Here is a 22318-nt window from a genome sequence, read left to right on the forward strand (position 1 = left end):
TTAGGCCTCCTTCATCATGTCGTAGGCTTTCTGGATAGCCTCTGCGTTCTTTTCACCGACCTTGCCGGGGAAACGGTGCATGACAGCATTCTTGATGGATTCCGGCTTGATAAGACCGGTAGCTCCGGCAAAAGCACCTAACAGAACAGTGTTCACAATAGGCCTGCCAATGACATCAAGAGCGATCTTTGTAGCGTTTACGGTCATGATCTTTGCTTTGGTGTCAAGGTCGAAATGTTCAGGGTCAAAGTCACTGTTCACAATGATGATGCCGCCCTCTTTAGCACCGCTCTCGACACTGACAACTTCAAGAAGTGTAGGGTCCTGAACGATAACATAGTCCGGCTCGTAGATCTGTGCCCTGAGCCTGATCGGTTCATCGCTGATCCTGGTAAATGCCTGAACAGGTGCACCACGGCGCTCCACACCAAAAGCAGGGAAAGCCTGGCTGAACTTACCATCCTCAAAAGCTGCGACTGCAAGCAGTTCAGCAGCAGTAACTGAGCCCTGTCCGCCTCTACCGTGTATTCGTATTTCTTTCATGCGTATTCTCCGTAAGACAGTAAATGTATAATAGTTCGATAAACGACAGCTACCAAACTCGTTCCGGGACATGGTCCAACAGGGAAACGAAGTTGACGCCACAAGGACCTAACCTCTGGGATATAGCTGATTTCTACATGCAATGACAGCCAAAAATATATATAGCAGTCTAAATGCAATGTTTAATTGTGTACAATCCTAATTATTATTTAGTCTTTCGGTAAATAGACGGCAAAATACAAACTGAAAAATGACAGATTGTTCAAGAAAACATTAACATAAGACGCACACCATAATTGATGCACATATGTGCAAAACTCATTCCTCAAAGTCTCCGCACATATTCCGGATACAGTCCATAAGAGAACTGTGAGAATCTGCATTGCCCATTCCCAGGCGAATACCCCTGCTACCCCTCAGCCCCCGGGTGAACCACTGGGAATGTGCCTTCATGTTCACATGATCCACCAGATCGAACTTCTCCAGGAGCCTTATGTACTCCAGAAGATCATCCCTGCGTTGCTCACAACCAAACTCAATGACCTCACCATCCTCAAGGTAGCGGGAGATCCGGTAAAATATATGAGGATCACCCATAGCTGCCCTCCCGATCATGAGACCATCACAGCCCGTATATTCAAGTATACGCTTTGCAGAATCTCCGTCCCTCACATCACCATTTGCAATGACCGGGACAGATACCTCCTCTTTGATCCGTTTTGCATAACTATGGTCTGCAACTCCCTGATACCCCTGCTCCCTTGTACGGCCGTGGACGGTGATCGCACAGACACCGGCATCCTCCAGCCGGCAAGCAATATCAAGGGTTGCTTCCATGTTTTCAAGGATACGTATCTTTGCAGTAACGGGAGTCCTCACATCCTCACAGAGGCTGGAGAAGATACTGCTGATAACATCAGGAGACCGAAGCAACGCAGAGCCGCACCCTGCATTCGTGATAGCAGGGGAAGGGCAGCCAAGATTTATATCGATTATCTCCGGTTCGAACATTTCCTCGATGGAAAGTGCTGCGGAAGTTATGGTCTCAGGACAGTTACCGAACAACTGGACCCCAAAGGGTCGTTCTTCCTCACAGGTCATACCCCGGAGGAACGTTTTTTCATTCCCGTGTACAACAGCATCCGAGCTGATCATCTCAGTGAAGCTCAGAGATGCACCATATTTTTTGCACATCAGCCTGAAGGCAAGATTCGTCACATCGGCCATCGGTGCGAGTAAAAGATTACCTGTAAGATCTACGCCACCCAGTCTCATGTTAAGCTCAGTTCATTCAAAGAAATACTAATATATAAAATCAAAACCTTGATAAGCCCCTCAGACATACGTCTATTACAAGACAGACTGTTCGACCTCACCTTAATCATTACTTAATTACCAGATTACCTAATTACTAAAAATCACAACAGGATCATGAAATATGAAGATCATAGCTTTTGTCGGAATGCCGGCAGCAGGAAAATCCGTGGCATCAGATGTTGTAAAGGAACAGAACATAGATGTCGTCAACATGGGAGATGTCATACGTGACGAAGTTAAGGCCAGAGGACTTGACCCTACGGATGTGAACACCGGAGGTGTGGCCAACGACCTGAGGGCAAAAGAAGGAATGGATGCTGTTGCAAAACGCTGTGTTCCTAAGATAGAGGCAGCAGGAAAAGACCTTGTTGTAGTTGACGGTGTCCGCGGAATAGCTGAGGTCAACTTCTTCAAGGAACATTTCGGTGAGGAATTTACTCTGGTATTCATCGATGCTCCCCTGGCAATGCGCTTTGAAAGGGTCTCAAACCGTGGCAGAAGCGATGACATGACCGATATAGAGGCGTTAAAGGTCAGGGACGAGCGGGAACTCGGATGGGGGCTTGCAGAAGCCATCAAGGTATCAGATATCACCATTGACAACACCGGAACCATCGATGAGTTCAGGAAAGAGATCAAAGCAATTCTGGAGAAAGCATGATCGAAGTAAAAGTAACTACCATGATCAACCCTACAGAGGATGAGAATAAAGTGGAAGACGCGGTCCTTAGAATGTTCCCGCTGATCGAGCTGGAAACCTTCACCAACGATGAAGGAAAGTTCATTAAAGGTACCGGAGGCATTGAAAGCCTCAGGAACATCCATGACCTTTTCAGAAGGGAAGAGATCATTGATACTGCCCGCACCAGACTGGAGGCAGGTAGTTATAAGGACCCCACAAGGACATCTTTCCTTATCAACAAGCAGGTGGCAACAAAAGGAAGGCTGAACTTCCCTGCTATCGAAGAGCCTCTTGGCTCCATACACGTTGACATAGAGGTAGATGATGCGGAATCCATGGAGATCCTTATAGAATGGCTCACACCGCCTACCGAGGACGGCGTGGTCCTTTTTGAGGCTGAAATGCCTGAACTTTGAAATACACGGACGAAGAGAACATGGACGTCAGCAGATTAAGCTACTCATCAAATGCAGTCCTTGAGAAACCTTTCTCCTGGGTATATGAGCTCGAGGACATCGGATTCACAGGCTGGGAAATGGTCCAGGAAGGCACCCAGTGCCTTAGCGAAGAGAACCTTCCGCAGGTAAGAGAAGTGCTCGAGACCACTGACCTTGAACTTACCATGCACCTACCTTTCTCGGACATGAACCTTGCAGGCCTCAATCCAGGAATACACGGAGAGGTCCTCAGGCAGATGAAGAACCTTCTTTCACTGGCTTCAGGACTTGTGGAGCTTGCAGTCGTACACCCGGGATACCTTTCACCATATGGAAAGAAGATACCGGAACGTGCCTGGGAGACTAACGTCCGCTCCATTCAGGAACTGTGTGATACTGCTGATGAACACGGCATCGCCATTGCAGTGGAGAACATGCCGGATTTCCCGATGATATTCGGAAGGGAACCCGATGAGATACTGAGGATACTGGACAAGGTAGACCGCGACAACGTCGGAATGACGCTGGACGTGGGACATGCGAACACAACAGGACGCCTTGAGGAATTCCTCGAAAAGTGCAGGGACAGGATATTACACGTACACCTGCATGACAACATGGGCAAGAGGGATGAGCACCTCCCTGCAGGCAGAGGTTCTGTCAACTGGAAAGCTGTGAAAAAAGGATTGTCCGGTTACAAAGGCAGGCTCGTCACCGAGATGAGCAGCCTTGAAGAAGGAAAGGAAAGTCTTGAGTTCCTTAAATGTCTCTGAGACGGAACCTTTCATAATTTTACTATTTAATATTCAGACCGATCAGCGTTTTTCATTCTCCAGCCTTCCGTGCCTCCGGTCGATGTCATCCATCATATCGAGCATCTTGCGGATGGCGGTTCTTATGGCATCGGACTGGCTGACGAACTTCTTGTCATTCCCAACATGGGCGTTAAGGTCGTCAAGAAGTTCCTGCGGAATATCAACACTTACTTTTGGCATTGTTCTCACCTTTGAGATGGAAAGTGATATGCTACACCATACAATGACATAGGATATCAATACGATATGTTACACATCATAAACATTATAACATTATCCGATACAGAAGACAAGTTCTCAAATAGAATTCAGAAAAAGACGTGAATTGATAGCGGGCCGGAAGGGATTTGAACCCTCGGCCGATGGATTAAGAGTCCATCGCTCTGCCTGACTAAGCTACCGGCCCAATTCTATTAAAGCTGGCTTTCATAGGCATTTGCATCATATATAGGTTTCGGAAGAAAGAGGACTAAATCCCTTTTATTAAACATCTGTTCACCTGTACCTCCTCCACAGATAAGCGAGAACCAGCAATATAAGAAGCGGAACAGCCAGCATCTGCGCCAGGAAAATGACCATGAAACCGACAAGTGATATGACATCCATCATGCGGGATACACTCCTTGGCGGAGTAGTCATTTTATCATCCCCGGTATTGCCATATTGATCGGTCTTGATCAGGAAGGCATCCTCGCCATAGGAATATGTGGTGCCAGTGAGAACATACCCTCCGTCTGAAGTCTGAACAACGGAAAGCCCCCGATCCTCTCCGGAATCTCCAAACGTTCTATCCCATTCTTTGGTTCCGGAGGAATCGGTCTTAATGAGGAATGCATCGATGTTGTCCTAACCGGCATGATAGTAACCTGTCAGGATATAGCCGCCATCCCGGGTCTGTTGAACATCATTACAGCCCCCTGAACCAAAGTCATCGAATTCCTTGATCCACTCTTCATTACCATTCTTATCTATTTTAAGGACCTCTACATCATAACTATCGACGGCTATTACATACCCGCCATCTGAAGTCTGACAGATGGAACGTCCACCAGAATTAGTTCTACTCCACTCTTCATTACCTTCGGGATCTGTTTTGATAAGCCAGCTATCCCCGGCTATCACGTAGCCACCATCCGTGGTCTGCAGAACAGCCCTTCCACCTGCATATTCAGGACCACCGAAGATGTTATCCCATTCTTTATTGCCATCCGGATCGGTCTTTAGAAGGTAGATATCTTCCTCGTATGAGTATGTGGAACCAGTAACAATGTAACCGCCATCCAGAGTCTGCTGAACATCAAATCCCATATCATCGCCAGAACCTCCAAAGGTTTTGTCCCACTCCTTTTCCCCTTCAGCATCGGCCTTGATAAGCCAGACATCACGTTCGTCAACCCCATAAGTACCGGCTATGATGTAACCGCCATCAGCAGTCTGTCGGACAGACTGGGCCACAAGAGGAAATGCATTATAATCCGCATCGAAAACCCTGAACCACTGGAGACTGCCATTAGAATATATCTTGACCAGGCAGGCTCCTTCCACAACCCAGGATGCATATTCAGACTCATTTAAATGTGGATCAGGATGGTTCTTGTAATAACCTGCTACTACATAACCTCCGTCAGAGGTCTGCTGAACAGAATAGCCACCTGCCCAGCAATCAGAATCTTCGAAAAGGATCTGCACCCATCCGGAACCAGTGGATTGCTCAGATCCTCCGCTGACAATTCCTATTGAAAATACGAGAGAAAAAATGCATATAAGTGCACAGAGTCTCAATGCCGGGATAAGTTTTGTCGTACTCAAGAACACCACTACGTTGTAAACCAAATATTGTAAAGAAAATTATTTTGTTATATGATTGAACATTCTACACAAAAAGATTTTGCATGTGGGAATGTGTAGTGCATATTGAGGAATATTCCAAGAACTCAGAAAAGTTGCAATTCCGACATCAACAAATATCAGAAACGAAAACTTTCAGCTAAGTACTTGAAAATGTGAAAAACAAATTACTGGAAAAAAGCGGGCCGGAAGGGATTTGAACCCTCGGCCGATGGATTAAGAGTCCATCGCTCTGCCTGACTAAGCTACCGGCCCACATCATATGTGAGTAGTTGCTCCCATACGTGTTAGCCCTATATATACATATCGCAAGAGAGGTCCGAAAACCTCTCAGATGTGCTTCACAACGCACTTTGAAAGGCCTGTGATCTCCACAACATCACTATTATCGGGGCTCTGGATGATCATCTGCCCCTTCTTGAGGTAGGGAATGCGCTTTTCATACTCCTTTTTGACCTTCATCGCGCTTATTGCGGCATCATTGGAAAGGTTCAGTATGATGCGGCTGTTTACCTGTTTGAACACGGTCTCATCTATATCCTGGGGGTCCTGCGTGATGAGGAACAGTCCCAGGCCTTCCTTACGACCCTGGCGGGCTGCATCCGCAAACTTGGAGATGATACGCTTGGAGTGCTCCCCCGAACCCTTTGCAAGGTACCTGTGAGCCTCATCCAGCACAAGGATGATGGGAGTCTCCTTGACCAGCGCTGCACCTGATGTGCTCAGTTTGTTGTCAACAACAATGGTCATTAGTGTCAGAGTTATGAGATCGCGTATCCTGCTGTTCGAGATGTACTCGGTGGGGAACACACAGACCTGACCTGATCTGAAGATATCGGCAAGCATCTCGGTGATAGGGGTTGCCGGCTGGTCGAAGACCCTCCTGAAGGCCTGGTTCTTCACTTTCCTTACGATACCGTCATAGGATGACTCGTGAACCTTTCCGCTGTCAACATATGTTCCCCTCACACCAGCATCATCGATGTGCTCGATAAAGCCATTGTAAGTGTGCGTGCCGGGCCTCCTGAAGTAGTCCTCGAGAAGAAGTTCCAGAGCAATTCCCTGAAGCTCGGTAAGCCCTGCTGCAGCGATCAGCCAGGAGTTGTTCCTGACCATCTCGAAGGGAATTGTGAATTCAACCTGCTGGGCACGCGACCTCCCATTATAGGTATGACCGTCCACCTTTGCCACAAAGGTCTTTGTGGAAGGGACCCCGCCGAACCTCACGCACTCCGAGTTCATATTATGTTCGTCGGAAGGACCAAGATCAGGGTTATCCTCCAGGATCTGTGAATACTCATCCTGAGGGTCCATGATCACAAGGCATGGCATTTTGTTCTTTTTCACACCATCTCCATTGTCCCGCACCTGATACCTGTTATCATCGCTCATGAACTGGCGCAGGATGTTCTTTGTAAGGAAGGTCTTACCCGTACCCGTACTTCCGCATACCAGCATGTGCCTGAATATCAACGGGTCCCCCATAGAGTAATCGTTCCTAAGATAGTAAGGCACGGTTGGAGGTGAGGCATGAGTATGCACCAGTTCGCCTCCGACGCTCAGGTGACCAAGGAAGATGCCCTCACGAGGGATGTTCAGGCCGGTCTGTATCTTCAGCTTCTCTGTGACCGGCAGTATCGGAGTGTTAGGTCTCGGGATGCGATCAGCCATACGGCGCATCAATGAATCGGCATTGCCGGGTTCCTGGTCATAAAGGATGCATATGGGGTCGAGGTAGGCGAGGTACTTGTAATCAAGCTCTGCAGTGGTATTGCTCCTGAGCATCCTGCGTGAATGGATCTCAGTGGCATCATCAACCTCGAACTGCTGCTGGTACTGGAGCTTCCAGATACGTGCAAACAGGTGCTCGTCCTCATACGGCACTATCACATAGGTACCCAGACGCACCTGTGACCGGTGATCAGTGGTTATGTAGCCCGCGATCTTCGATCCGGATTCCGTGACCTCCAGAGGCTCAAAACCGGTAGTAATGATACCAAAGGCATCATCCATGTCACCGGTTATCACATCAAGAGGAAAATCGATGTCATACTCTTCAAAAACAGTTCCATCCGGAGATATACCATTTTCATTCGAACCATTCAGATCGTCATTTGAAGAACTACCTGATGCATATGCCAATATGTCTGTATCATTGATCATCTGTTGATTCACCCCATCTCACATCGTTATAGATCGTATCGATCTTCTGGCTTTTGAACATGCCTTTGATCAGCTTTTTTTCCACGACCCTTATCTTAGCAAGGGAATCTGCCTTTGAGAGGGTCAAAGGAATTCCATTGACTGCAATATCGTGCAATATTTTCCTTGTGACCAGATCCCTCATCTGCTCATCCTTTGTGATCCCGTAAGGAGCCTCAATCTTGAAAAGAACGTCAAGGGAGGGGACGAACACCATGAAGAATGTGATCGCATAATCCTCTTTCGGGAACTTGTGATCCAGTTCTATTTCAGTTCCCATAACAAGGGAAGTGCTGTCCATCATGTTCTCATAGAACTGGTTGGGCTGCAGGAACCAGTTGGTATATGTGATCCACCGGCTGCTTCTTCCTTCAGGACCTCCCACGACACTGCTTCCCTCTGCACCGGGCGAGAGCACGTTCTTGAAGAACTGTGAGTCCCTCAGCCACGGGAGATCAGACATCCCATATTTCTTCCGGAGGGTTATCATGATCTGCATGTCCTCCGGGTTCTTCACAAAACCGACAAGAGGCCTTTTGTTACCTATGTGATGGTCCATGATATCAACATAGTTCTGCAGGATACGTTTTGCATTCTCATCGTCCCTGATCTGCACATCATCTGATTCCACTACCATCCAGTACATCAGCTGTTTTGGATAAATGGGACCATCCATAATGAAGAAACTGTCCCCATCAAACTTTTTCATGAGCCACAGAATGTGCTCGGATTCTGAAAGATACAGGGCAATGTTGTGTACCATTCTGTCGACCCTTTTCTTAAGCAGCCCGGGCCTGATCCTCACAATAGATGCACGACCTTCGTTCCCATCGAATTTTTCCCATCCCTCTGTGGTATCGATGACCATTGCAGTGGAAGGAGAGTACGAAGACATCACCATCGTCCATTTCGAATGGATGTCAATGTCGGTTGGTGTTGAAGCAATACTGCAGTGACAAAGGTCTACATACAAACCGCTGTTAAAGGCTATCGGATTTGTGCTCCCGCTGTCACAGGAATAGGTCTTCTCAAAGGGGTCTTTTGCAAGGGACATACGATCAATGTCAACCTTTGCACGGAAAAGTTTCCCCAGTGCCCTGAGAACGATCTTTCCATCGTATTCCAGCTCACCAAGGAGCTCAAAGAGCTCAGGTGCCTTATCCTGATCCTCGTCCTCCGAAAGACTATCGATGCGGGACACCATACTGGAAATTGCCTTTATGTGAACAGGCTCAAGGGTCATATGGAACAGATGTACAGGAACATAGATATATTTGTTCACTTAATTACGATATGCTTACTCTGCTGAGCTGTGGAGGTCTTTTTAGAACATTGTAATGTTCCTGAGTTCCGTAAGCTTTAACTATGAACATTACATCTAAAGGGAACCTATAACATTGTATTTACTAGGTCACTAAGTTCGAGAACTTGTACCAATTACAAATATAATAAATATCAGAGGCTAATACGGGCCTTAAAACCGTTATAAAATAAAATTAACAAAATCACAGAGAGGACTGATAATGGGCAAAACAGGAAGCATTGAATGGGTAAAGGTCAAAGGAAGAAACGGAAGGGCAATCAAAGTAGAGAAAGCTTTTGGAACAAAGGCACACCCCGGACCTGCACAGAGATACGCATCCAACGGATCCAAGAGGCGTTTCCTTAAGAGATCACCAAAAGCTGTTGTAGCCTGAGCTGGCTATCAGCTTTTTTATTCAGGACTGCAATTACCAGAAGTTGCAGACTTTCAATGAATGGTCTCTTGGATCTTAATAGGGACCAACTAACTTTTTTTAAACTATACAATAATTGATCATATACACCCATAGCTTTTATTAGCAGGGGATTTTTGAACCTAGGAGCTGTTCAGATGGCAACTGTACCTTAAGGCTCAAAACAGAACTCAGTTAAGTTTATATAGAACTACAAACATGTAAAAACGGCCTGAGATAAAGGCAATTATATTGATCTATGTTTAAATAGGAGGTTAAAATAAATGGCAGGACAGATGTCAGGACAGCCTATCTTCATATTAAGAGAAGGTAACCAGAGAACAAAGGGCAGGGATGCCCAGAGCAACAACATCATGGCAGCAAAGGCAGTTGCTGAAGCAGTAAGAACAACACTTGGTCCAAAGGGAATGGACAAGATGCTTGTAGACTCCCTCGGAGATGTAGTTATCACCAACGACGGTGCAACTATCCTCAAAGAGATGGACATCGAGCACCCAGCTGCAAAGATGATCGTCGAGGTCGCAAAGACACAGGACGATGAAGTAGGAGACGGTACAACATCTGCAGCTGTCATTGCAGGCGAACTTCTCAAGAAAGCAGAAGAGATGATCGACCAGGACGTACACCCAACCATCATCGCATCCGGATACAGGATGGCTTCAAAGAAGGCAGGAGAGATCCTCAAGACCCTTTCAAAGCATGTTACAAGCGAAGACAAGGAGATTCTCACAAAGATCTCAGACACCGCAATGACCGGCAAGGGTGCAGAAGCATCAAAGGAAGTACTTTCCAAGATCGCTGTAGACGCTATCACAAGCATTGTTGACCAGGATGACGGAAACAAGGTCGGCATGGAGAACGTCAAGATCGAGAAGAAGGTCGGCGGCCGTATCGACGACTCCGAGCTCATCGAAGGTATGATCCTTGACAAGGAAAGGGTACACGCCAACATGCCAAAGAAGGTAGAAGGCGCAAAGATCGCACTCCTCAACAGTGCTATCGAACTCAAGGAAACAGAAGTCGACGCAGAGATCTCAATCACATCCCCTGACCAGCTCCAGTCCTTCCTCGACCAGGAAGAGGCAATGCTCAGGAACCTCGTACAGTCCATTACAGACAGCGGTGCAAACGTTGTATTCTGCCAGAAGGGTATCGATGACATGGCACAGCACTTCCTTGCAAAAGCAGGCATCTTTGCAGTCAGGCGTGTCAAGAAGAGCGACATGGAGAAACTTGTACGCTCCACAGGTGCAAAACTTATCACCAATATCGAAGAGATGAACGCAGATGACCTTGGACAGGCAGATGTTGTAGAAGAGAAAAAGGTCGGTGGCGATAATATGGTATTCATCACAGGCTGTGTCAATCCAAAGTCAGTTTCAATCCTCCTCCGTGGCGGTACAGAGCACGTTATCGACAACATCGAGAGAGCACTCGAAGATGCACTCCGTGTAGTCGCTGTTGCAATTGAAGATGAAGAGCTCGTCGCTGGCGGCGGAGCACCTGAAGTAGAGGTTGCACTCAGACTTAACGAGTACGCAGCAACCCTCAGCGGAAGGGAACAGCTCGCAGTCAAGGCATTCGCAGAAGCACTCGAGATCATCCCAAGGACACTTGCAGAGAACGCAGGTCTTGACCCAATTGACATGCTTGTCGAGCTTCGCTCACACCACGAGAAGGGCACAAAGACCGCTGGTCTTAACGTTTACACCGGCACTGTCATCGACATGTGGGAGAACGCAGTTGTTGAGCCACTCAGGGTAAAGACCCAGGCAATAAACTCAGCAGCAGAAGCAGCAGTCATGATCCTCAGGATCGACGACATCATTGCATCCACCAGGGCACCAGCAATGCCAGAAGGCGGCATGGGCGGAATGCCTCCAATGATGTAAACCTGAAAAAAATAACGAATAGAAGGGCGCTTTCTGCGCCCGGCAATTCTTTTTTTAATTATACATTCTGAACAGTATAACCAATTTGGATAGCGTTCGCTATGGATTTCCTACCATCCAGTCAAAAAGGTAAAAAGAATTACTGATCAAACTCCAGATCGATACCGATAGGACAATGATCCGAACCCATAACATCCGGCAATATGTAAGCCGAAGTTATCCTTTCCCTGAGGCTTTCACTCGCAAAGAAGTAGTCTATCCTCCAGCCAACGTTGCGATCCCTTGCGCGTGTCTTCAGGTCCCACCAGCTGTACTGGTCTGGCTCCTTGTTGAACATACGGAATGTGTCAACATACCCGTGTTCAAGGAAAACGTCTATCCATGCCCTCTCAATAGGCAGGAAGCCGGATCTGTTCTCGTTCTGTTTGGGTCGTGCAAGATCGATCTCCTTATGAGCAGTATTCACATCCCCGCATACAATGACGTTCCTGCCCCCATCCTTGAACTCGTCTGCACGCTCCGTAAAGGCATCATAGAAATCCATCTTGTACTGGAGCCTCTCATCAGAAGCTTTTCCGTTAGGGAAATAGATGTTGAAAAGAACGAAATCCTCATACTCTGCGATGATGGTCCTCCCCTCTATGTCAAACCGTTTCTCGCCGAGACCGTATTCTACGTTCACGGGAGGGATCTTCGTATAGATAGCAACACCACTGTAACCTTTACGTTCGGCCGAAAAGAAATATGGGATATAGTTATCGATATGCCGAAGTTTTACAGGCAGCTGCCTTTCCTGTGCTTTGGTCTCCTGAAGGCAGAGGATATCCGGCTGTGCTTCACTTACCCACTCAATGAAACCTTTATTCACCATTGACCTGAGACCATTGACATTCCATGAAAGGATACTGAGAGAGGTCATTCATTCGCCCTCACTCTCATCCGGAATACGGACAGGTTTTGCGAGCATGACCTCAGTTGATTTGATGATCGCGAACAGCTCATCACCTTCTTTTACATCAAGGCGATCCACTGCTTCTGCTGTCACGATCGATGTCAGGACTGCGGGGTCGATCTCGATCCTTACTTTTGAGACTATGTCCCCTTTCTCGACTTCCACCACCCTTCCCAGCAATTTGTTGCGGGCAGATAACTTGAAGGAGATATTCTCCCAGGAAGTATCATCAGCAACCGTTTCATCAACATACGTACGGCTTGCCTCATATTCATCGATAAGTTGCTTACCATAATCGGTCAGGAAAGTACCCTGGCCCTTCCCCCCCCTTACAGTATAGACTACCTCATGATCCACCCTTTCATTCATTTTTTTGAGGATGAGCCATGCATGTTTGTAGGAGATACCAAGTTTTTTGCATGCTTTGCTTAAAGAGCGTTCTTCATCAATGGCTTTGAGCAGGTTTACCTTCCCGGCACCTATTATGTGTTTGCCATCCTCTGTAAGCCATACTTTGGTCCTTGTTTCCATCATCCTACCTCATGTTACTCAAGACATTTGAGAATATCTTCCGGATGATACCTTGGTTTTACTATCCTTGTACGACCACGTGTACCCTTACCGGAAAAATCAGTGGTCACATAACGTGCATCATTGAGCTTATTGACCATATCATAGAAACGGGTATATCCAAGACCTGTCTGCTCATGGAAGAGCTTGTACAGGTCACCGGTCTGGCATTCCTTTTGCTTTGCAATGAGTCCGAGAAGCATCTTCTCATCAGAGGTCAGCGACATAATGCTCCTGCCAAGATGAAGCAAGCGTGACTTTTCATACGCATCCTCCACATCTTCAACAGATATTGTCCTGCTGGCCCTTCTTTCTGCATTAAGTCCTGAACGTTTCAGAAGGTCTATGCCAACACGCAGGTCTCCGGTCATATCAACATATTCCACGATGGCATTCTTTACTTTCTCCGCTACGACATTCGGATAGAAAGCAAGGTCGATCCTCCTGCCAAGGATATCCTGAAGTTCGTCATAGTCATATCTCGGGAATGCGATCTCTTCCGGCAGGAACACCGAATTCACCTTGGGATCGAACTGGTAGAGCTTCCCTGTATCGCTTACGATAGCAATTACACCCACCCTTGCTCCCGGGAACTGTTCATGGGCCCTTAACATGGAATACATGACATCATCAGCATTTCCTTCGTGATAGAGATAGTTAATATCATCAAGACACAATACCAGGGTCTTCTCGTTCTCGACCAGGAAGTTCATGACCTTCTCGAAAAGTTTCCTGAAAGCAACCCCTGATGCAGGAGGAGATACTTTGAAAAGTGCCTTATAGACCCTTGAAACAACAGCAAACTTCGTGGAGTCCATCTGGCAGTTAACCTTTACAAAGACAACGTCCTGAGTATGCTTTTTCATCTCCCCGAAAACTTTCATGACCGTAGTGGTCTTTCCGGTACCTGGCGGTCCGCTGAGGAGGCTGTTGACAGGTCTCATCCCCCTGAGTGCAGGGCGAAGGCTGTACATCAGGGCCTGCATCTGTGATTCACGGTGCGAGAAATGGTCCGGAAGATGATCCAGTTCAAGAACACTCCCATCTCTGAAGATAGTCTCATCCCACATCAGCATACCCTTATCCATATAAAGTGTCTCCTCAAAGAGTTCTAATACATTAATTGTGAAAATACATAATAGCCTTTTGCTTACCGGGCCTTTGTTGTTGCCACATTCCAGAAAACAATAGGGAAGGCCATTGGACAAAACCGTATATAGAGCACATGTGAATAAATATAAAAGGATTGTGGGAATTGCTTATATATAAGCTAAAATATGAGAGGATACGATGTTATGACATGCCGAGGAAGACCAAAAAGTCCCAGAAGGGTCAAATGTAACCCGGAAGGATCCTATTTTAAGCCACGAGGAGTTGCGCTTTCAGAGCTTGAAGTTGTCTCCGTTGCAGTGGAGGAGCTGGAAGCATTAAGGCTTGTAGACCTCGAAGGGTTACAGCAACAGGAAGCAGCTACACAGATGGGGATCTCAAGGCGTGCTTTCTGGGAAGACCTGAAGAGTGCAAGGAAAAAGATAGCATTTGCACTTACCACAGGCAAAGCTATAGAGATAAAAGGCGGGAACTATGTCAGCATCAAAGACCAGAATGAACAGAACTGACCCACTGGTCACTAAAAAATAATCCAGGAGATGTAAAATGTCATCCAATATTCAATCACCGGAAAGTCTGCTTAGCACAAAGCCAGAGGAACCAAAGCTCGTATCAAATCTCAGAGGCATAAAAAAGAAGATCATGGTCATGAGCGGAAAAGGCGGTGTGGGAAAAAGCACAGTCTCCGCTAACCTTGCTGCAACACTTGCGGACCGCGGCTACAAGGTAGGTCTCCTTGACAGCGACATCCACGGACCGACCATTCCTACAATGTTCGGTGTGGAAGGCCAGAGACCAACTGTAGGAGAAAACGGCATCGTCCCGGTACAGGTTAACGAAAATCTGAAAGTGATGTCCGTAGGACTCCTTCTTGACAGCGAAGATTCCCCGGTCATCTGGAGAGGGCCTGCAAAAATGGGTGCTATCAAGCAATTCCTGGAAGAGGTCGACTGGGGAAAGCTCGACTATCTGATCATAGACCTGCCTCCCGGAACAGGTGACGAGCCACTGAGCGTTGCACAGCTTATCGGTAAACTTGATGGAGCCGTTGTCGTCACAACACCACAGGACGTTGCGCTCACAAGCGTCAGGAAATCCTTAAACTTCGCAAATATGATCGAAGTTCCTGTTATCGGAATGGTAGAGAACATGAGCGGTATCGTCTGCCCTCATTGTAATGAGACGATCCAGGTATTCGGATCAGGCGGTGTCGCACGTGCAGCAGAGGACTTCGGAGTAAAGGTATTGGGTACATTGCCTATCGAAACAGAAGTCGCAGCAACCAGTGACAGCGGGAAGGTCCACGAGGATGTAAAGGGCGATTCCGAATGGCGCAGGATCTTCAACGAGATCGTTGATGCTGTCGAAGAATTTGTAAAATGATCGACACAGGAAAAGGCATTGCTGAATATGGGAACCACGATATCCCGGGCATGCCTTTCATATCTCTTTTTAACTAAGATCAGACATCCACAATAGAATTGTCGCAATTCGTGCTACCTGAATAGATATTTAAATCTTAACTTCCAGACATTTAGTCATGAGTGGGAGTGCGGATAAAGATCAGATCAATCGTCTTGATTTTGAAGATACAGATGAGCTGATAGATGATGTTCTGTATGACAGGAACTGGCTTATCAGGGAAAATGCGAACACCAGACTCAGCCCCTCTGTCATAGACATGCACATATCATCACAGCTCAAGAAACGATATGCACTTGAGAAACTGTACTCAAAAGAGGTTGCCAATGCGCACATCCGTGGTATCATACACATACACGACCTTAGTGAACCCTTCAAACCTTACTGCAATGGTATCGATGGCAGGATCTTCCTCATGGACGGACTGAAGTTTCCGGATTCCAGAAGCGCTCCTGCAAAACAATTCAATGCCGCCATGTTCCACGCCATGTCTTTCATGCTGCATTCCCAGCAGTTCTTTGCAGGAGCACAGGCTATTGATATGTTCAACTGGCTGCTTGCACCACATCTTCACTATTCTGATATCGATGAGGAACAATTGGTCCGGATAGTGCAGGGATTCATGTTCCAGATGAACCAGTCCAACCGTATCGGTGCACAGAGTGCTTTCACGAACATTGGCCTTCGTATCAACTGTCCTTCATCCCTTGCAAACGAACCTGCCGTCTATGACGGGAAGTTCATTGAAAGGACATACTCGGAATTCGAAAAAGAAGCAAGGGCGATCTACAGCGCCTTTATGGAAGTAGCAGCAAATGGTGATGCTGAAGGACTGCCGTTCACTTTCCCGCTGATCACAACCGCCATTACAAAGGACCTTGATATGGAAGATCCATTGTGGAAGAAGACCATGTATGCCACATCCTCAACAGGAGCACCATATTTCCTGAACCTGACCACAGATTACCTTGAAGAGAACACCGTGCAGGCCATGTGCTGCCGCCTTCTTGCCAGACATTCAGGAGGCGTGTGGACAGCCGGAGGGATGGGGAGCGGCTCCAATAAGATCGTAACCGTGAACCTGCCCGGAGCAGCCCTTGAAGCCGAAGATATTGAAGGGTTCTTTGACCGGCTGGACGAGGTCCTTGAAATTACAAGGAAAGCTCTGCTTGAGGGACAGGAGATCGTCAGGAGATCCCTCTATGAATGGAAGATACTCCCCTGGCTGTTACAGAGAACTGAAAATGACCTGCCTTATTTTGATCTTGATTCAAGGCACCTTACCTTCGGGGTGGTCGGTCTCAATGAATGCCTGCAAAACCTTACAGGAGAAGGCATGATAGAGCAGCATGAGCTGGGAATGAAGATAATACGCCACATGCTCGCCAGGATCGAGACCTACTCCAGAGAGGACGGGATCGAATATACGTTCGAACAGACACCTGCAGAGAGTACGGCACACCGCCTGGCAATGCTCGACCGATCCCGGTTCGGGGAAAAGGCACATGTCCAGGGGAGCGAGCATGATGCATATTACACTAATTCCACACACGTACCTTACAGCTCAAAGATATCGCTTTCAGATAAGATAAAGATCGAGGCAGCGTTCCACCCATATTTCACAGGCGGAACTATCAGCCACATCTGGATGGGAGAAAGTTTCCCTGATCCAGATGGGATGAGCGAACTTATACAGAAACTTGCTGAAACGAACCTTGCTTACTTCTGCTTCTCCCCTGACTTCTCTGTCTGTGAGAACAGGCATGTATCACGAGGAATGAACCTTAAATGCCCGATCTGCAATAAGCCTGCAATTGACCATGTATCAAGGGTCACAGGTTATTTCGGACATGTCAGGCAATGGAATCCTGGAAAACAGAAAGAATACCAGGAAAGACATCGATATAACCTCCATGAAAAACACTAAATAAAAATGCCTGCATCATCTATCGCATGGAAGATGCAATAAAAAGAGCATTTGCATGGACAGACCAGCAGGAAGTATCCGGTACAAAGGAACTGTCACGCCTTATAACTGCATATGAGATATGGGATGTCAAAAATGAATATTCGTCCCGGCTGATACAGCTCCGGAGCGGAGACAACTGGGATGGTTCGATACGTGAGACCGCAAGAGCCTGCTCAGCCATTGCATCATCGGATGCCGGATCAGGAATTGACCTTAAAGATAGCCAGGAATGGCTGCTCTCCAGACAGCAGGAGAACGGCTCCTGGAAAAATGACGTTTATGACACAACCTACGCATTGATAGCGCTTGCAGACATGGGGATTCATGATCCTGAAGGATGCAGCTGGCTTGTTGAGAACTATAACAGGGAATGGGAACACGTGGGAACCACCTCCCTTATCATAACTGCCCTGATAGAACAGGGAAAGCTCATTCAGACGAATGATCATTCCGATTTTATCAAGGAACGTGCTGATTGGATATTCTCAGAAAGGAATGAGGATGGAGGATGGAAGTTCATATCCACAAGCAACCTCGTGATCCAGGCATTATCTGTTGCCGGTTTTAAGGATCAACTTGAAGATTCAGGAAAGTGGCTCCTTGGCAGGCAGAATCCAAACGGTTCATGGGGAAAAGGAGAAGGGGATGTTACAGCAACTGCACTTTCACTGATAACCCTGGGGTCATTGACATAGAATATATAACAAAAAGAAAGATTAATACAGAACCGATAGCAATTATATTCCCTGACCGGACCGATCCGCGTTTAAGACAATGGATGTGGAACACAAATGGACAAGAGATTTATCAAATATCACCCGGAAACAAATACATACATCGTTCGTAGAAAAGCATTTTTTGAAGACAGTATAAGGCTCGATGGGAACGTGATCGTTGGTGCTGGTGCCAACTTCTGGAAAGACCTTGAGGTAACCGGCTCACTTGAGCTTGGTAAAGCATCCCTTGTCAAGGGAAATATAAAAGCAGGTGATGCACTGATCAGTACTCGCTGTGAGGTAGGAGGGAACATTGATGTTGAGCATAACCTTACAATGCTTGACAATGTAAATGTCGCAGGCCATGCGATATGTGGTGATCAGATGTCCATCCGGCCGGGATGTAAGGTCGCTTTCGCAAAGGCCGATGTGGCCCTTGAGCTGATAGGGAAGGTTGACATAAAAGAGATAGAATCCGGAACAAAGCTCGTTGTCCGTTCCGACATGTGAAATTCAATAAGATATTGATCGTCTTCAGTTAGATACATCCAGATCAGATGCGATCAAACCAAATGAATAGAACAAGATCAAAACTGATTATGCTGGCTTAAATAATTGCAGGATCAGTCCCGCCTTTCTTCTGCAAGCATCCTGAGGAGCTCATGACGCAGCTCATTAGCCTCAGCACTTGTCCTGTCACGGGGCCTTGGAAGCTCCACATTGATGACCTGTTTGATCTTTCCCGGCCTTGCTGTCATAACAACGACCTTGTCTGCAAGGAACACGGCCTCGTCCACACTGTGAGTGACAAATATTATCGTTATCTGGTCCTTTGCCCAGACATCCAGGAGTTCGTTCTGCAAGATGTTCCTGGTCTGTGCATCCAGTGCACCGAAAGGCTCGTCCATGAGAAGCACCTTGGGCTCATTTGCAAGAGCACGTGCAATTGCAACCCTCTGACGCATTCCGCCTGAGAGCTCATATGGATAGCTATTCCTGAACTGCTCAAGACCGACGAGCTTCAGGTATTTTTCTGCCTTTTCAAGAGACTCACTCTTGCTTAGTCCTTTCATCTGGGGACCGAATGTGATGTTCTGAATGACCGTTCTCCATGGGAACAGCGAATATTCCTGAAACACCATACCCCTCTTGGAATCAGGAACAGTTATCTTCTCCCCGTCAAGAGTTATATCTCCGGAATCAGGGAACTCAAGTCCGGCAATTGATCGTAAGAGGGTTGTCTTACCACATCCGGAAGGGCCAATGAAACAAACGAATTCCTTGTCTTTGATATCAAGGCTCACATTGTCCAGTGCAAGAGTGGATTCACCATTCTCCTTTTCGAATTCCAGTGAAACACCGGCTACTTTTACTTCACCCATTATACCACTACTCCTGCACGCCACTTAAGAAGGCGACCATCAACATACCATCTGAATATCCGGTCTATGAAAAGACCCAGGAATCCTAAGATCAGCATATAAACAAGTACAAAATCCATCTGGTGAAGGTAATAATGCCACCAGATCTTATAGCCAAGACCACTGCTGCTCACTCCGAACATTTCAGCAGCTACGAGACACATCCATCCGACACCCATTGCTATGCGTATACCAGCTGCTATGGAAGGTAATGCTGACGGGAAAGCAACATGGCGGATAAGGGATCTGCTTGACATACAACCAAGAACCTTAGCAGCTTCCACATAGACCCTGGGAACGCCCTTGAAGCCATCAAAAGTATTGATGATTATCGGGAATACGGCACCTACGAATACTACAAAACCTGCAGAAATATGCGTAAGCCCGAACCATATGATGGCAAATGGGATCCATGCAAGAGGCGGAATAGGCCTTATGATCTCAATAAGGGGATCAAAAGCACGGTTTGCGGTCTTGAACCAGCCCATCGATACACCTATCGGGATCCCTATGATCAGAGCTGAAATAATACCGATACCGAAATGCAACAGGCTTATAGCAAGATCGGTGAACAGTGCTCCGGTCTCTATGGTCCTGAAAAAAGCTAACACAACATCAGTAAAGCTCGGAAGCTTGAATTTATTAGCAACTATATAAGTTGCCACCAATTGCCATATAACAATAGCAATAGCAAGAGACAGTAATTCTATACCCCTGCCTGAAATTCCTTTAGTCCTGTCTTTACTCATGTTGCCTCCGGACCGAGGGATCAACCCTCAGGTCCGGCAATATATATTTTGTTCATTAATGTATGTTTCTATTTACTCTTCGGAAACAGCTTCATAGAAACTTACATCAAAGATGTCCTCTGCTGTAAGCTGTTCATTAATGAATCCAAGCTCATACTGTATGTTTGCATATTCAACTGTTGAATCTACAATTGGACGTGGATCTGCAGTCCAGACACCATCCCACTCCTCGAGGGATTCAAAGACAACCTCAGGATCTGCGGTAAGCTTGGTACCGTATGTTTCAGCAGACTCTTCAAGGTTTGCAGAATCATATTCTACAGCCTTGATGTGTGTCTTTACGATCTGCTCGACCATTTCAGGATGGTTCCTGATAAGGTCACCACTTACAACCAGTACACAACATGGATGATCCGGCATGATCTCGCCTGATGCGACAACAGAACGACCATTTCCTTCTGCTTCAATGAAAGTAGGGGAAGGATGTGGAAGGAATACACCATCAACCTGGCCTGCTGCAATAGCTGCCTTGGCGTCTCCCGGACCCATTGCCTTTATATCGAGATCTTCCTCAGGATCAAGACCGTTCTCAATGAGCCAGTTCCTCAGGAGTGTGTCCTGAATGGTTCCCGGAGGGAAGGTTGCAATGGTCAATCCCCTGAGATCTTCAGGTGACTCGTAAGGGAGATCGTTTCTCAGTACAAGATCGGAACCCTGTGTGTTGACAGCTGCAACGATCTTTGCATCAAGACCTGTTGCAAGTGCAGAGATAACAGGAGCTGCACCGACATAAGCTACATCAAGGTCACCTGAAAGCATTGCCTGCATCTCAGGAGCGCCTGTAGGGAACTCAAATTCGTTCACTTCCTCAACACCAAATGGTGCAAGGTCTTCAGCCCACCAGCCTTTCTCCATGGCTGTCATGTAGGAGATCTGGTGTGTGCTTGGCTGATATCCGATATTGATCTCTGTAATCGCTGCATCTTCTTCAGGTGCAGAAGTACATCCGGAAAGGAATACCGCTGCGATCAGCATAATAGAAATTAATGAAATTGCTGTGATCTTCTTCACATAAATACCTCCGATAAATTGTAAATTATTCTTGGTAACATTATAGTTCGTCCAAATACACTATTTATAGCTTACCACATATTCCCCTTCAATGTCCTAAAAGTATTAATACAAAGTGAAATATACCCTAAAGAGATATTGGATTGTATCGGAGGAGTGAAACATAAGCGTTGCAAATAAAGTCATAGATGCTGCTTTTGAATCGGACGAAGCATTTCAGAACACACTTCTGAAGGTCATTAAAGAAGACCTGGAACTAACGGCAATAGAATTCTCAGAATATGCAAATATTCCCCCAAGCACCCTTTATAAGTTGATGTCGGGGAACAGGGAACCGAACATGAGAACACTTCGCCAGATAGTGAAGACCATAAGGACCATTGAAGGTTCCGAAAAGGGAGAGTTCATAGCAGTAATTGCTGCACGCCCTGTACTTGACAACATAAGTGAAACAAAGAGAAAGATATCCGGCACCCTCTGCACGATCAGGGAATACTCAGCAACCTCCATGGAAGAGGCCATTATAGCCGCAGTACGTGCCGAACGGGAAGGTGCTAAGGCACTTGTGTGTGCACCCATAGTCAGCTCCACCGTCGAAAAGATCATACGCATACCTGTTGCGACCATCATGCCAAAGAACAGCCTTGTAGAGGCTATCGAAACGGTTGCACGCAAGATCGAATGAACGGTCTTTCACTTTTTCACTCCACCTATTTTTACTTAAATTTTTATTAAATATTGGACTGTTGACCATGCAATCGCATTATTAATGCAAAGAAATAGTGCTTGCCCGTACAGTAAGATCAAGGACAAAGATCAGTAACAAAGATAAAGTCAATAAAAAAAAGATGGGCTGCCGGTTATAT

Annotated in this window: 24 protein-coding genes and 2 tRNA genes; 11 read left to right on the forward strand and 15 right to left on the reverse strand. The window is 46.7% G+C overall.

Going from position 1 to position 22318, the window contains the following annotated elements; genetic code table 11:
• Both ACR3I3_RS01165 and ACR3I3_RS01170 read right to left on the reverse strand, forming a co-directional pair.
• Window positions 1–543, reverse strand: a complete 543-nt coding sequence (locus ACR3I3_RS01165) for a pyruvate ferredoxin oxidoreductase subunit gamma (RefSeq protein WP_440952756.1) — start codon at window positions 541–543, stop codon at window positions 1–3.
• A 318-nt stretch (window positions 544–861) separates the two neighbouring features.
• Window positions 862–1818 carry a tRNA dihydrouridine synthase gene (locus ACR3I3_RS01170; protein WP_440952757.1) on the reverse strand — a complete coding sequence of 319 codons (957 nt, stop codon included), beginning with the start codon at window positions 1816–1818 and terminating at the stop codon, window positions 862–864.
• 163 nt (window positions 1819–1981) lie between these two features.
• On the opposite strand from ACR3I3_RS01170, the gene ACR3I3_RS01175 reads away from it, so the two are divergent.
• From ACR3I3_RS01175 to ACR3I3_RS01185, 3 genes are read left to right on the forward strand one after another with little or no spacing between them, the layout of a single operon-like run.
• Window positions 1982–2521 (forward strand): dephospho-CoA kinase, encoded by a 540-nt coding sequence (locus ACR3I3_RS01175; RefSeq protein ID WP_440952758.1) that lies wholly within the window; start codon window positions 1982–1984, stop codon window positions 2519–2521.
• Window positions 2518–2958 carry an RNA-binding domain-containing protein gene (locus tag ACR3I3_RS01180; RefSeq protein WP_440952759.1) on the forward strand — a complete coding sequence of 147 codons (441 nt, stop codon included), beginning with the start codon at window positions 2518–2520 and terminating at the stop codon, window positions 2956–2958. Before ACR3I3_RS01175 ends, ACR3I3_RS01180 begins: the two co-directional genes overlap by 4 nt.
• A gap of 20 nt (window positions 2959–2978) precedes the next feature.
• Window positions 2979–3752 (forward strand): sugar phosphate isomerase/epimerase family protein, encoded by a 774-nt coding sequence (locus ACR3I3_RS01185; protein ID WP_440953718.1) that lies wholly within the window; start codon window positions 2979–2981, stop codon window positions 3750–3752.
• 42 nt (window positions 3753–3794) lie between these two features.
• Here ACR3I3_RS01185 and ACR3I3_RS01190 read toward each other — a convergent pair whose 3' ends face one another.
• The 7 genes from ACR3I3_RS01190 to ACR3I3_RS01220 form a co-directional block, all read right to left on the reverse strand.
• Window positions 3795–3974, reverse strand: a complete 180-nt coding sequence (locus ACR3I3_RS01190; protein WP_440952760.1) for a ribbon-helix-helix domain-containing protein — start codon at window positions 3972–3974, stop codon at window positions 3795–3797.
• 152 nt (window positions 3975–4126) lie between these two features.
• A tRNA-Lys gene (locus ACR3I3_RS01195) sits at window positions 4127–4200 on the reverse strand.
• Window positions 4201–4289: 89 nt separating this feature from the next.
• Window positions 4290–4433 (reverse strand): hypothetical protein, encoded by a 144-nt coding sequence (locus tag ACR3I3_RS01200; RefSeq protein ID WP_440952761.1) that lies wholly within the window; start codon window positions 4431–4433, stop codon window positions 4290–4292.
• A gap of 207 nt (window positions 4434–4640) precedes the next feature.
• Complete coding sequence (locus ACR3I3_RS01205) at window positions 4641–5603, reverse strand: hypothetical protein (protein ID WP_440952762.1); 963 nt, start codon at window positions 5601–5603, stop codon at window positions 4641–4643.
• 220 nt (window positions 5604–5823) lie between these two features.
• Window positions 5824–5897: transfer RNA gene (locus tag ACR3I3_RS01210), tRNA-Lys, on the reverse strand.
• A 75-nt stretch (window positions 5898–5972) separates the two neighbouring features.
• Window positions 5973–7805 carry an ATP-binding protein gene (locus ACR3I3_RS01215; RefSeq protein WP_440952763.1) on the reverse strand — a complete coding sequence of 611 codons (1833 nt, stop codon included), beginning with the start codon at window positions 7803–7805 and terminating at the stop codon, window positions 5973–5975.
• Window positions 7795–9087, reverse strand: coding sequence for a DNA double-strand break repair nuclease NurA (locus tag ACR3I3_RS01220; protein ID WP_440952764.1), 1293 nt, complete (start codon window positions 9085–9087; stop codon window positions 7795–7797). The genes ACR3I3_RS01215 and ACR3I3_RS01220 overlap by 11 nt, the downstream gene beginning before the upstream one ends.
• A 280-nt stretch (window positions 9088–9367) precedes the next feature.
• On the opposite strand from ACR3I3_RS01220, the gene ACR3I3_RS01225 reads away from it, so the two are divergent.
• Both ACR3I3_RS01225 and thsA read left to right on the forward strand, forming a co-directional pair.
• Window positions 9368–9541 (forward strand): DUF5350 domain-containing protein, encoded by a 174-nt coding sequence (locus ACR3I3_RS01225; RefSeq protein WP_440952765.1) that lies wholly within the window; start codon window positions 9368–9370, stop codon window positions 9539–9541.
• A 302-nt stretch (window positions 9542–9843) separates the two neighbouring features.
• Window positions 9844–11472 carry a thermosome subunit alpha gene (gene thsA, locus ACR3I3_RS01230; protein WP_440952766.1) on the forward strand — a complete coding sequence of 543 codons (1629 nt, stop codon included), beginning with the start codon at window positions 9844–9846 and terminating at the stop codon, window positions 11470–11472.
• 139 nt (window positions 11473–11611) lie between these two features.
• Here the strand turns inward: thsA and xth are convergent, their stop codons facing one another.
• The 3 genes from xth to ACR3I3_RS01245 are packed head-to-tail and all read right to left on the reverse strand — an operon-like array spanning window position 11612 to window position 14082.
• Window positions 11612–12391 carry an exodeoxyribonuclease III gene (gene xth / locus ACR3I3_RS01235; RefSeq protein ID WP_440952767.1) on the reverse strand — a complete coding sequence of 260 codons (780 nt, stop codon included), beginning with the start codon at window positions 12389–12391 and terminating at the stop codon, window positions 11612–11614.
• On the reverse strand, window positions 12392–12955 hold the full coding sequence (locus tag ACR3I3_RS01240) for a TOBE domain-containing protein (protein WP_440953719.1): 564 nt from the start codon (window positions 12953–12955) through the stop codon (window positions 12392–12394).
• 14 nt (window positions 12956–12969) lie between these two features.
• On the reverse strand, window positions 12970–14082 hold the full coding sequence (locus ACR3I3_RS01245) for an ORC1-type DNA replication protein (protein ID WP_440952768.1): 1113 nt from the start codon (window positions 14080–14082) through the stop codon (window positions 12970–12972).
• 207 nt (window positions 14083–14289) lie between these two features.
• On the opposite strand from ACR3I3_RS01245, the gene ACR3I3_RS01250 reads away from it, so the two are divergent.
• From ACR3I3_RS01250 to ACR3I3_RS01270, 5 genes are all read left to right on the forward strand, one after another.
• Complete coding sequence (locus tag ACR3I3_RS01250; RefSeq protein WP_440952769.1) at window positions 14290–14613, forward strand: DUF134 domain-containing protein; 324 nt, start codon at window positions 14290–14292, stop codon at window positions 14611–14613.
• A gap of 37 nt (window positions 14614–14650) precedes the next feature.
• Window positions 14651–15487, forward strand: coding sequence for an Mrp/NBP35 family ATP-binding protein (locus ACR3I3_RS01255; protein WP_440952770.1), 837 nt, complete (start codon window positions 14651–14653; stop codon window positions 15485–15487).
• Between the two features lie 157 nt (window positions 15488–15644).
• Window positions 15645–17453, forward strand: coding sequence for an anaerobic ribonucleoside-triphosphate reductase (nrdD, locus tag ACR3I3_RS01260; protein WP_440952771.1), 1809 nt, complete (start codon window positions 15645–15647; stop codon window positions 17451–17453).
• Window positions 17454–17479: 26 nt separating this feature from the next.
• Window positions 17480–18190, forward strand: coding sequence for a prenyltransferase/squalene oxidase repeat-containing protein (locus tag ACR3I3_RS01265; protein ID WP_440952772.1), 711 nt, complete (start codon window positions 17480–17482; stop codon window positions 18188–18190).
• Between the two features lie 96 nt (window positions 18191–18286).
• Complete coding sequence (locus tag ACR3I3_RS01270) at window positions 18287–18721, forward strand: polymer-forming cytoskeletal protein (protein ID WP_440952773.1); 435 nt, start codon at window positions 18287–18289, stop codon at window positions 18719–18721.
• Window positions 18722–18834: 113 nt separating this feature from the next.
• On the opposite strand, the gene ACR3I3_RS01275 is transcribed toward ACR3I3_RS01270, so the two are convergent.
• The 3 genes from ACR3I3_RS01275 to ACR3I3_RS01285 all read right to left on the reverse strand — a co-directional run bounded on the left by ACR3I3_RS01275 (window position 18835) and on the right by ACR3I3_RS01285 (window position 21452).
• Window positions 18835–19593 carry an ABC transporter ATP-binding protein gene (locus ACR3I3_RS01275; protein WP_440952774.1) on the reverse strand — a complete coding sequence of 253 codons (759 nt, stop codon included), beginning with the start codon at window positions 19591–19593 and terminating at the stop codon, window positions 18835–18837.
• Entirely contained in the window at window positions 19593–20381 is a 789-nt protein-coding gene (locus ACR3I3_RS01280; protein ID WP_440952775.1) for an ABC transporter permease, read from the reverse strand. The genes ACR3I3_RS01275 and ACR3I3_RS01280 overlap by 1 nt, the downstream gene beginning before the upstream one ends.
• Before the next feature lie 72 nt (window positions 20382–20453).
• Window positions 20454–21452, reverse strand: a complete 999-nt coding sequence (locus tag ACR3I3_RS01285; protein ID WP_440952776.1) for an ABC transporter substrate-binding protein — start codon at window positions 21450–21452, stop codon at window positions 20454–20456.
• Window positions 21453–21615: 163 nt separating this feature from the next.
• Here ACR3I3_RS01285 and ACR3I3_RS01290 point away from each other — a divergent pair, with 163 nt between their 5' ends.
• Window positions 21616–22137, forward strand: a complete 522-nt coding sequence (locus ACR3I3_RS01290; RefSeq protein WP_440953720.1) for a helix-turn-helix domain-containing protein — start codon at window positions 21616–21618, stop codon at window positions 22135–22137.
• The last annotated feature ends 181 nt before the right edge of the window (window positions 22138–22318 follow it).

It is taken from the genome of Methanococcoides mangrovi, from assembly GCF_052057775.1.
In the GTDB taxonomy this organism is placed as follows: Archaea; Halobacteriota; Methanosarcinia; order Methanosarcinales; family Methanosarcinaceae; genus Methanococcoides.

Coding starts and splice junctions, on each gene's coding strand:
- ACR3I3_RS01175 (WP_440952758.1), top strand. CDS start 1,982: ATGAAGATCATAGCTTTTGTCGGAATGCCGGCAGCAGGAAAATCCGTG.
- ACR3I3_RS01255 (WP_440952770.1), top strand. CDS start 14,651: ATGTCATCCAATATTCAATCACCGGAAAGTCTGCTTAGCACAAAGCCA.
- ACR3I3_RS01245 (WP_440952768.1), bottom strand. CDS start 14,082: ATGGATAAGGGTATGCTGATGTGGGATGAGACTATCTTCAGAGATGGG.
- ACR3I3_RS01225 (WP_440952765.1), top strand. CDS start 9,368: ATGGGCAAAACAGGAAGCATTGAATGGGTAAAGGTCAAAGGAAGAAAC.
- ACR3I3_RS01185 (WP_440953718.1), top strand. CDS start 2,979: ATGGACGTCAGCAGATTAAGCTACTCATCAAATGCAGTCCTTGAGAAA.
- nrdD (WP_440952771.1), top strand. CDS start 15,645: ATGAGTGGGAGTGCGGATAAAGATCAGATCAATCGTCTTGATTTTGAA.
- xth (WP_440952767.1), bottom strand. CDS start 12,391: ATGACCTCTCTCAGTATCCTTTCATGGAATGTCAATGGTCTCAGGTCA.
- ACR3I3_RS01180 (WP_440952759.1), top strand. CDS start 2,518: ATGATCGAAGTAAAAGTAACTACCATGATCAACCCTACAGAGGATGAG.
- thsA (WP_440952766.1), top strand. CDS start 9,844: ATGGCAGGACAGATGTCAGGACAGCCTATCTTCATATTAAGAGAAGGT.
- ACR3I3_RS01270 (WP_440952773.1), top strand. CDS start 18,287: ATGGACAAGAGATTTATCAAATATCACCCGGAAACAAATACATACATC.
- ACR3I3_RS01220 (WP_440952764.1), bottom strand. CDS start 9,087: ATGACCCTTGAGCCTGTTCACATAAAGGCAATTTCCAGTATGGTGTCC.
- ACR3I3_RS01190 (WP_440952760.1), bottom strand. CDS start 3,974: ATGCCAAAAGTAAGTGTTGATATTCCGCAGGAACTTCTTGACGACCTT.
- ACR3I3_RS01250 (WP_440952769.1), top strand. CDS start 14,290: ATGACATGCCGAGGAAGACCAAAAAGTCCCAGAAGGGTCAAATGTAAC.
- ACR3I3_RS01200 (WP_440952761.1), bottom strand. CDS start 4,433: ATGACTACTCCGCCAAGGAGTGTATCCCGCATGATGGATGTCATATCA.
- ACR3I3_RS01275 (WP_440952774.1), bottom strand. CDS start 19,593: ATGGGTGAAGTAAAAGTAGCCGGTGTTTCACTGGAATTCGAAAAGGAG.
- ACR3I3_RS01215 (WP_440952763.1), bottom strand. CDS start 7,805: ATGATCAATGATACAGACATATTGGCATATGCATCAGGTAGTTCTTCA.
- ACR3I3_RS01265 (WP_440952772.1), top strand. CDS start 17,480: ATGGAAGATGCAATAAAAAGAGCATTTGCATGGACAGACCAGCAGGAA.
- ACR3I3_RS01170 (WP_440952757.1), bottom strand. CDS start 1,818: ATGAGACTGGGTGGCGTAGATCTTACAGGTAATCTTTTACTCGCACCG.
- ACR3I3_RS01240 (WP_440953719.1), bottom strand. CDS start 12,955: ATGGAAACAAGGACCAAAGTATGGCTTACAGAGGATGGCAAACACATA.
- ACR3I3_RS01165 (WP_440952756.1), bottom strand. CDS start 543: ATGAAAGAAATACGAATACACGGTAGAGGCGGACAGGGCTCAGTTACT.
- ACR3I3_RS01280 (WP_440952775.1), bottom strand. CDS start 20,381: ATGAGTAAAGACAGGACTAAAGGAATTTCAGGCAGGGGTATAGAATTA.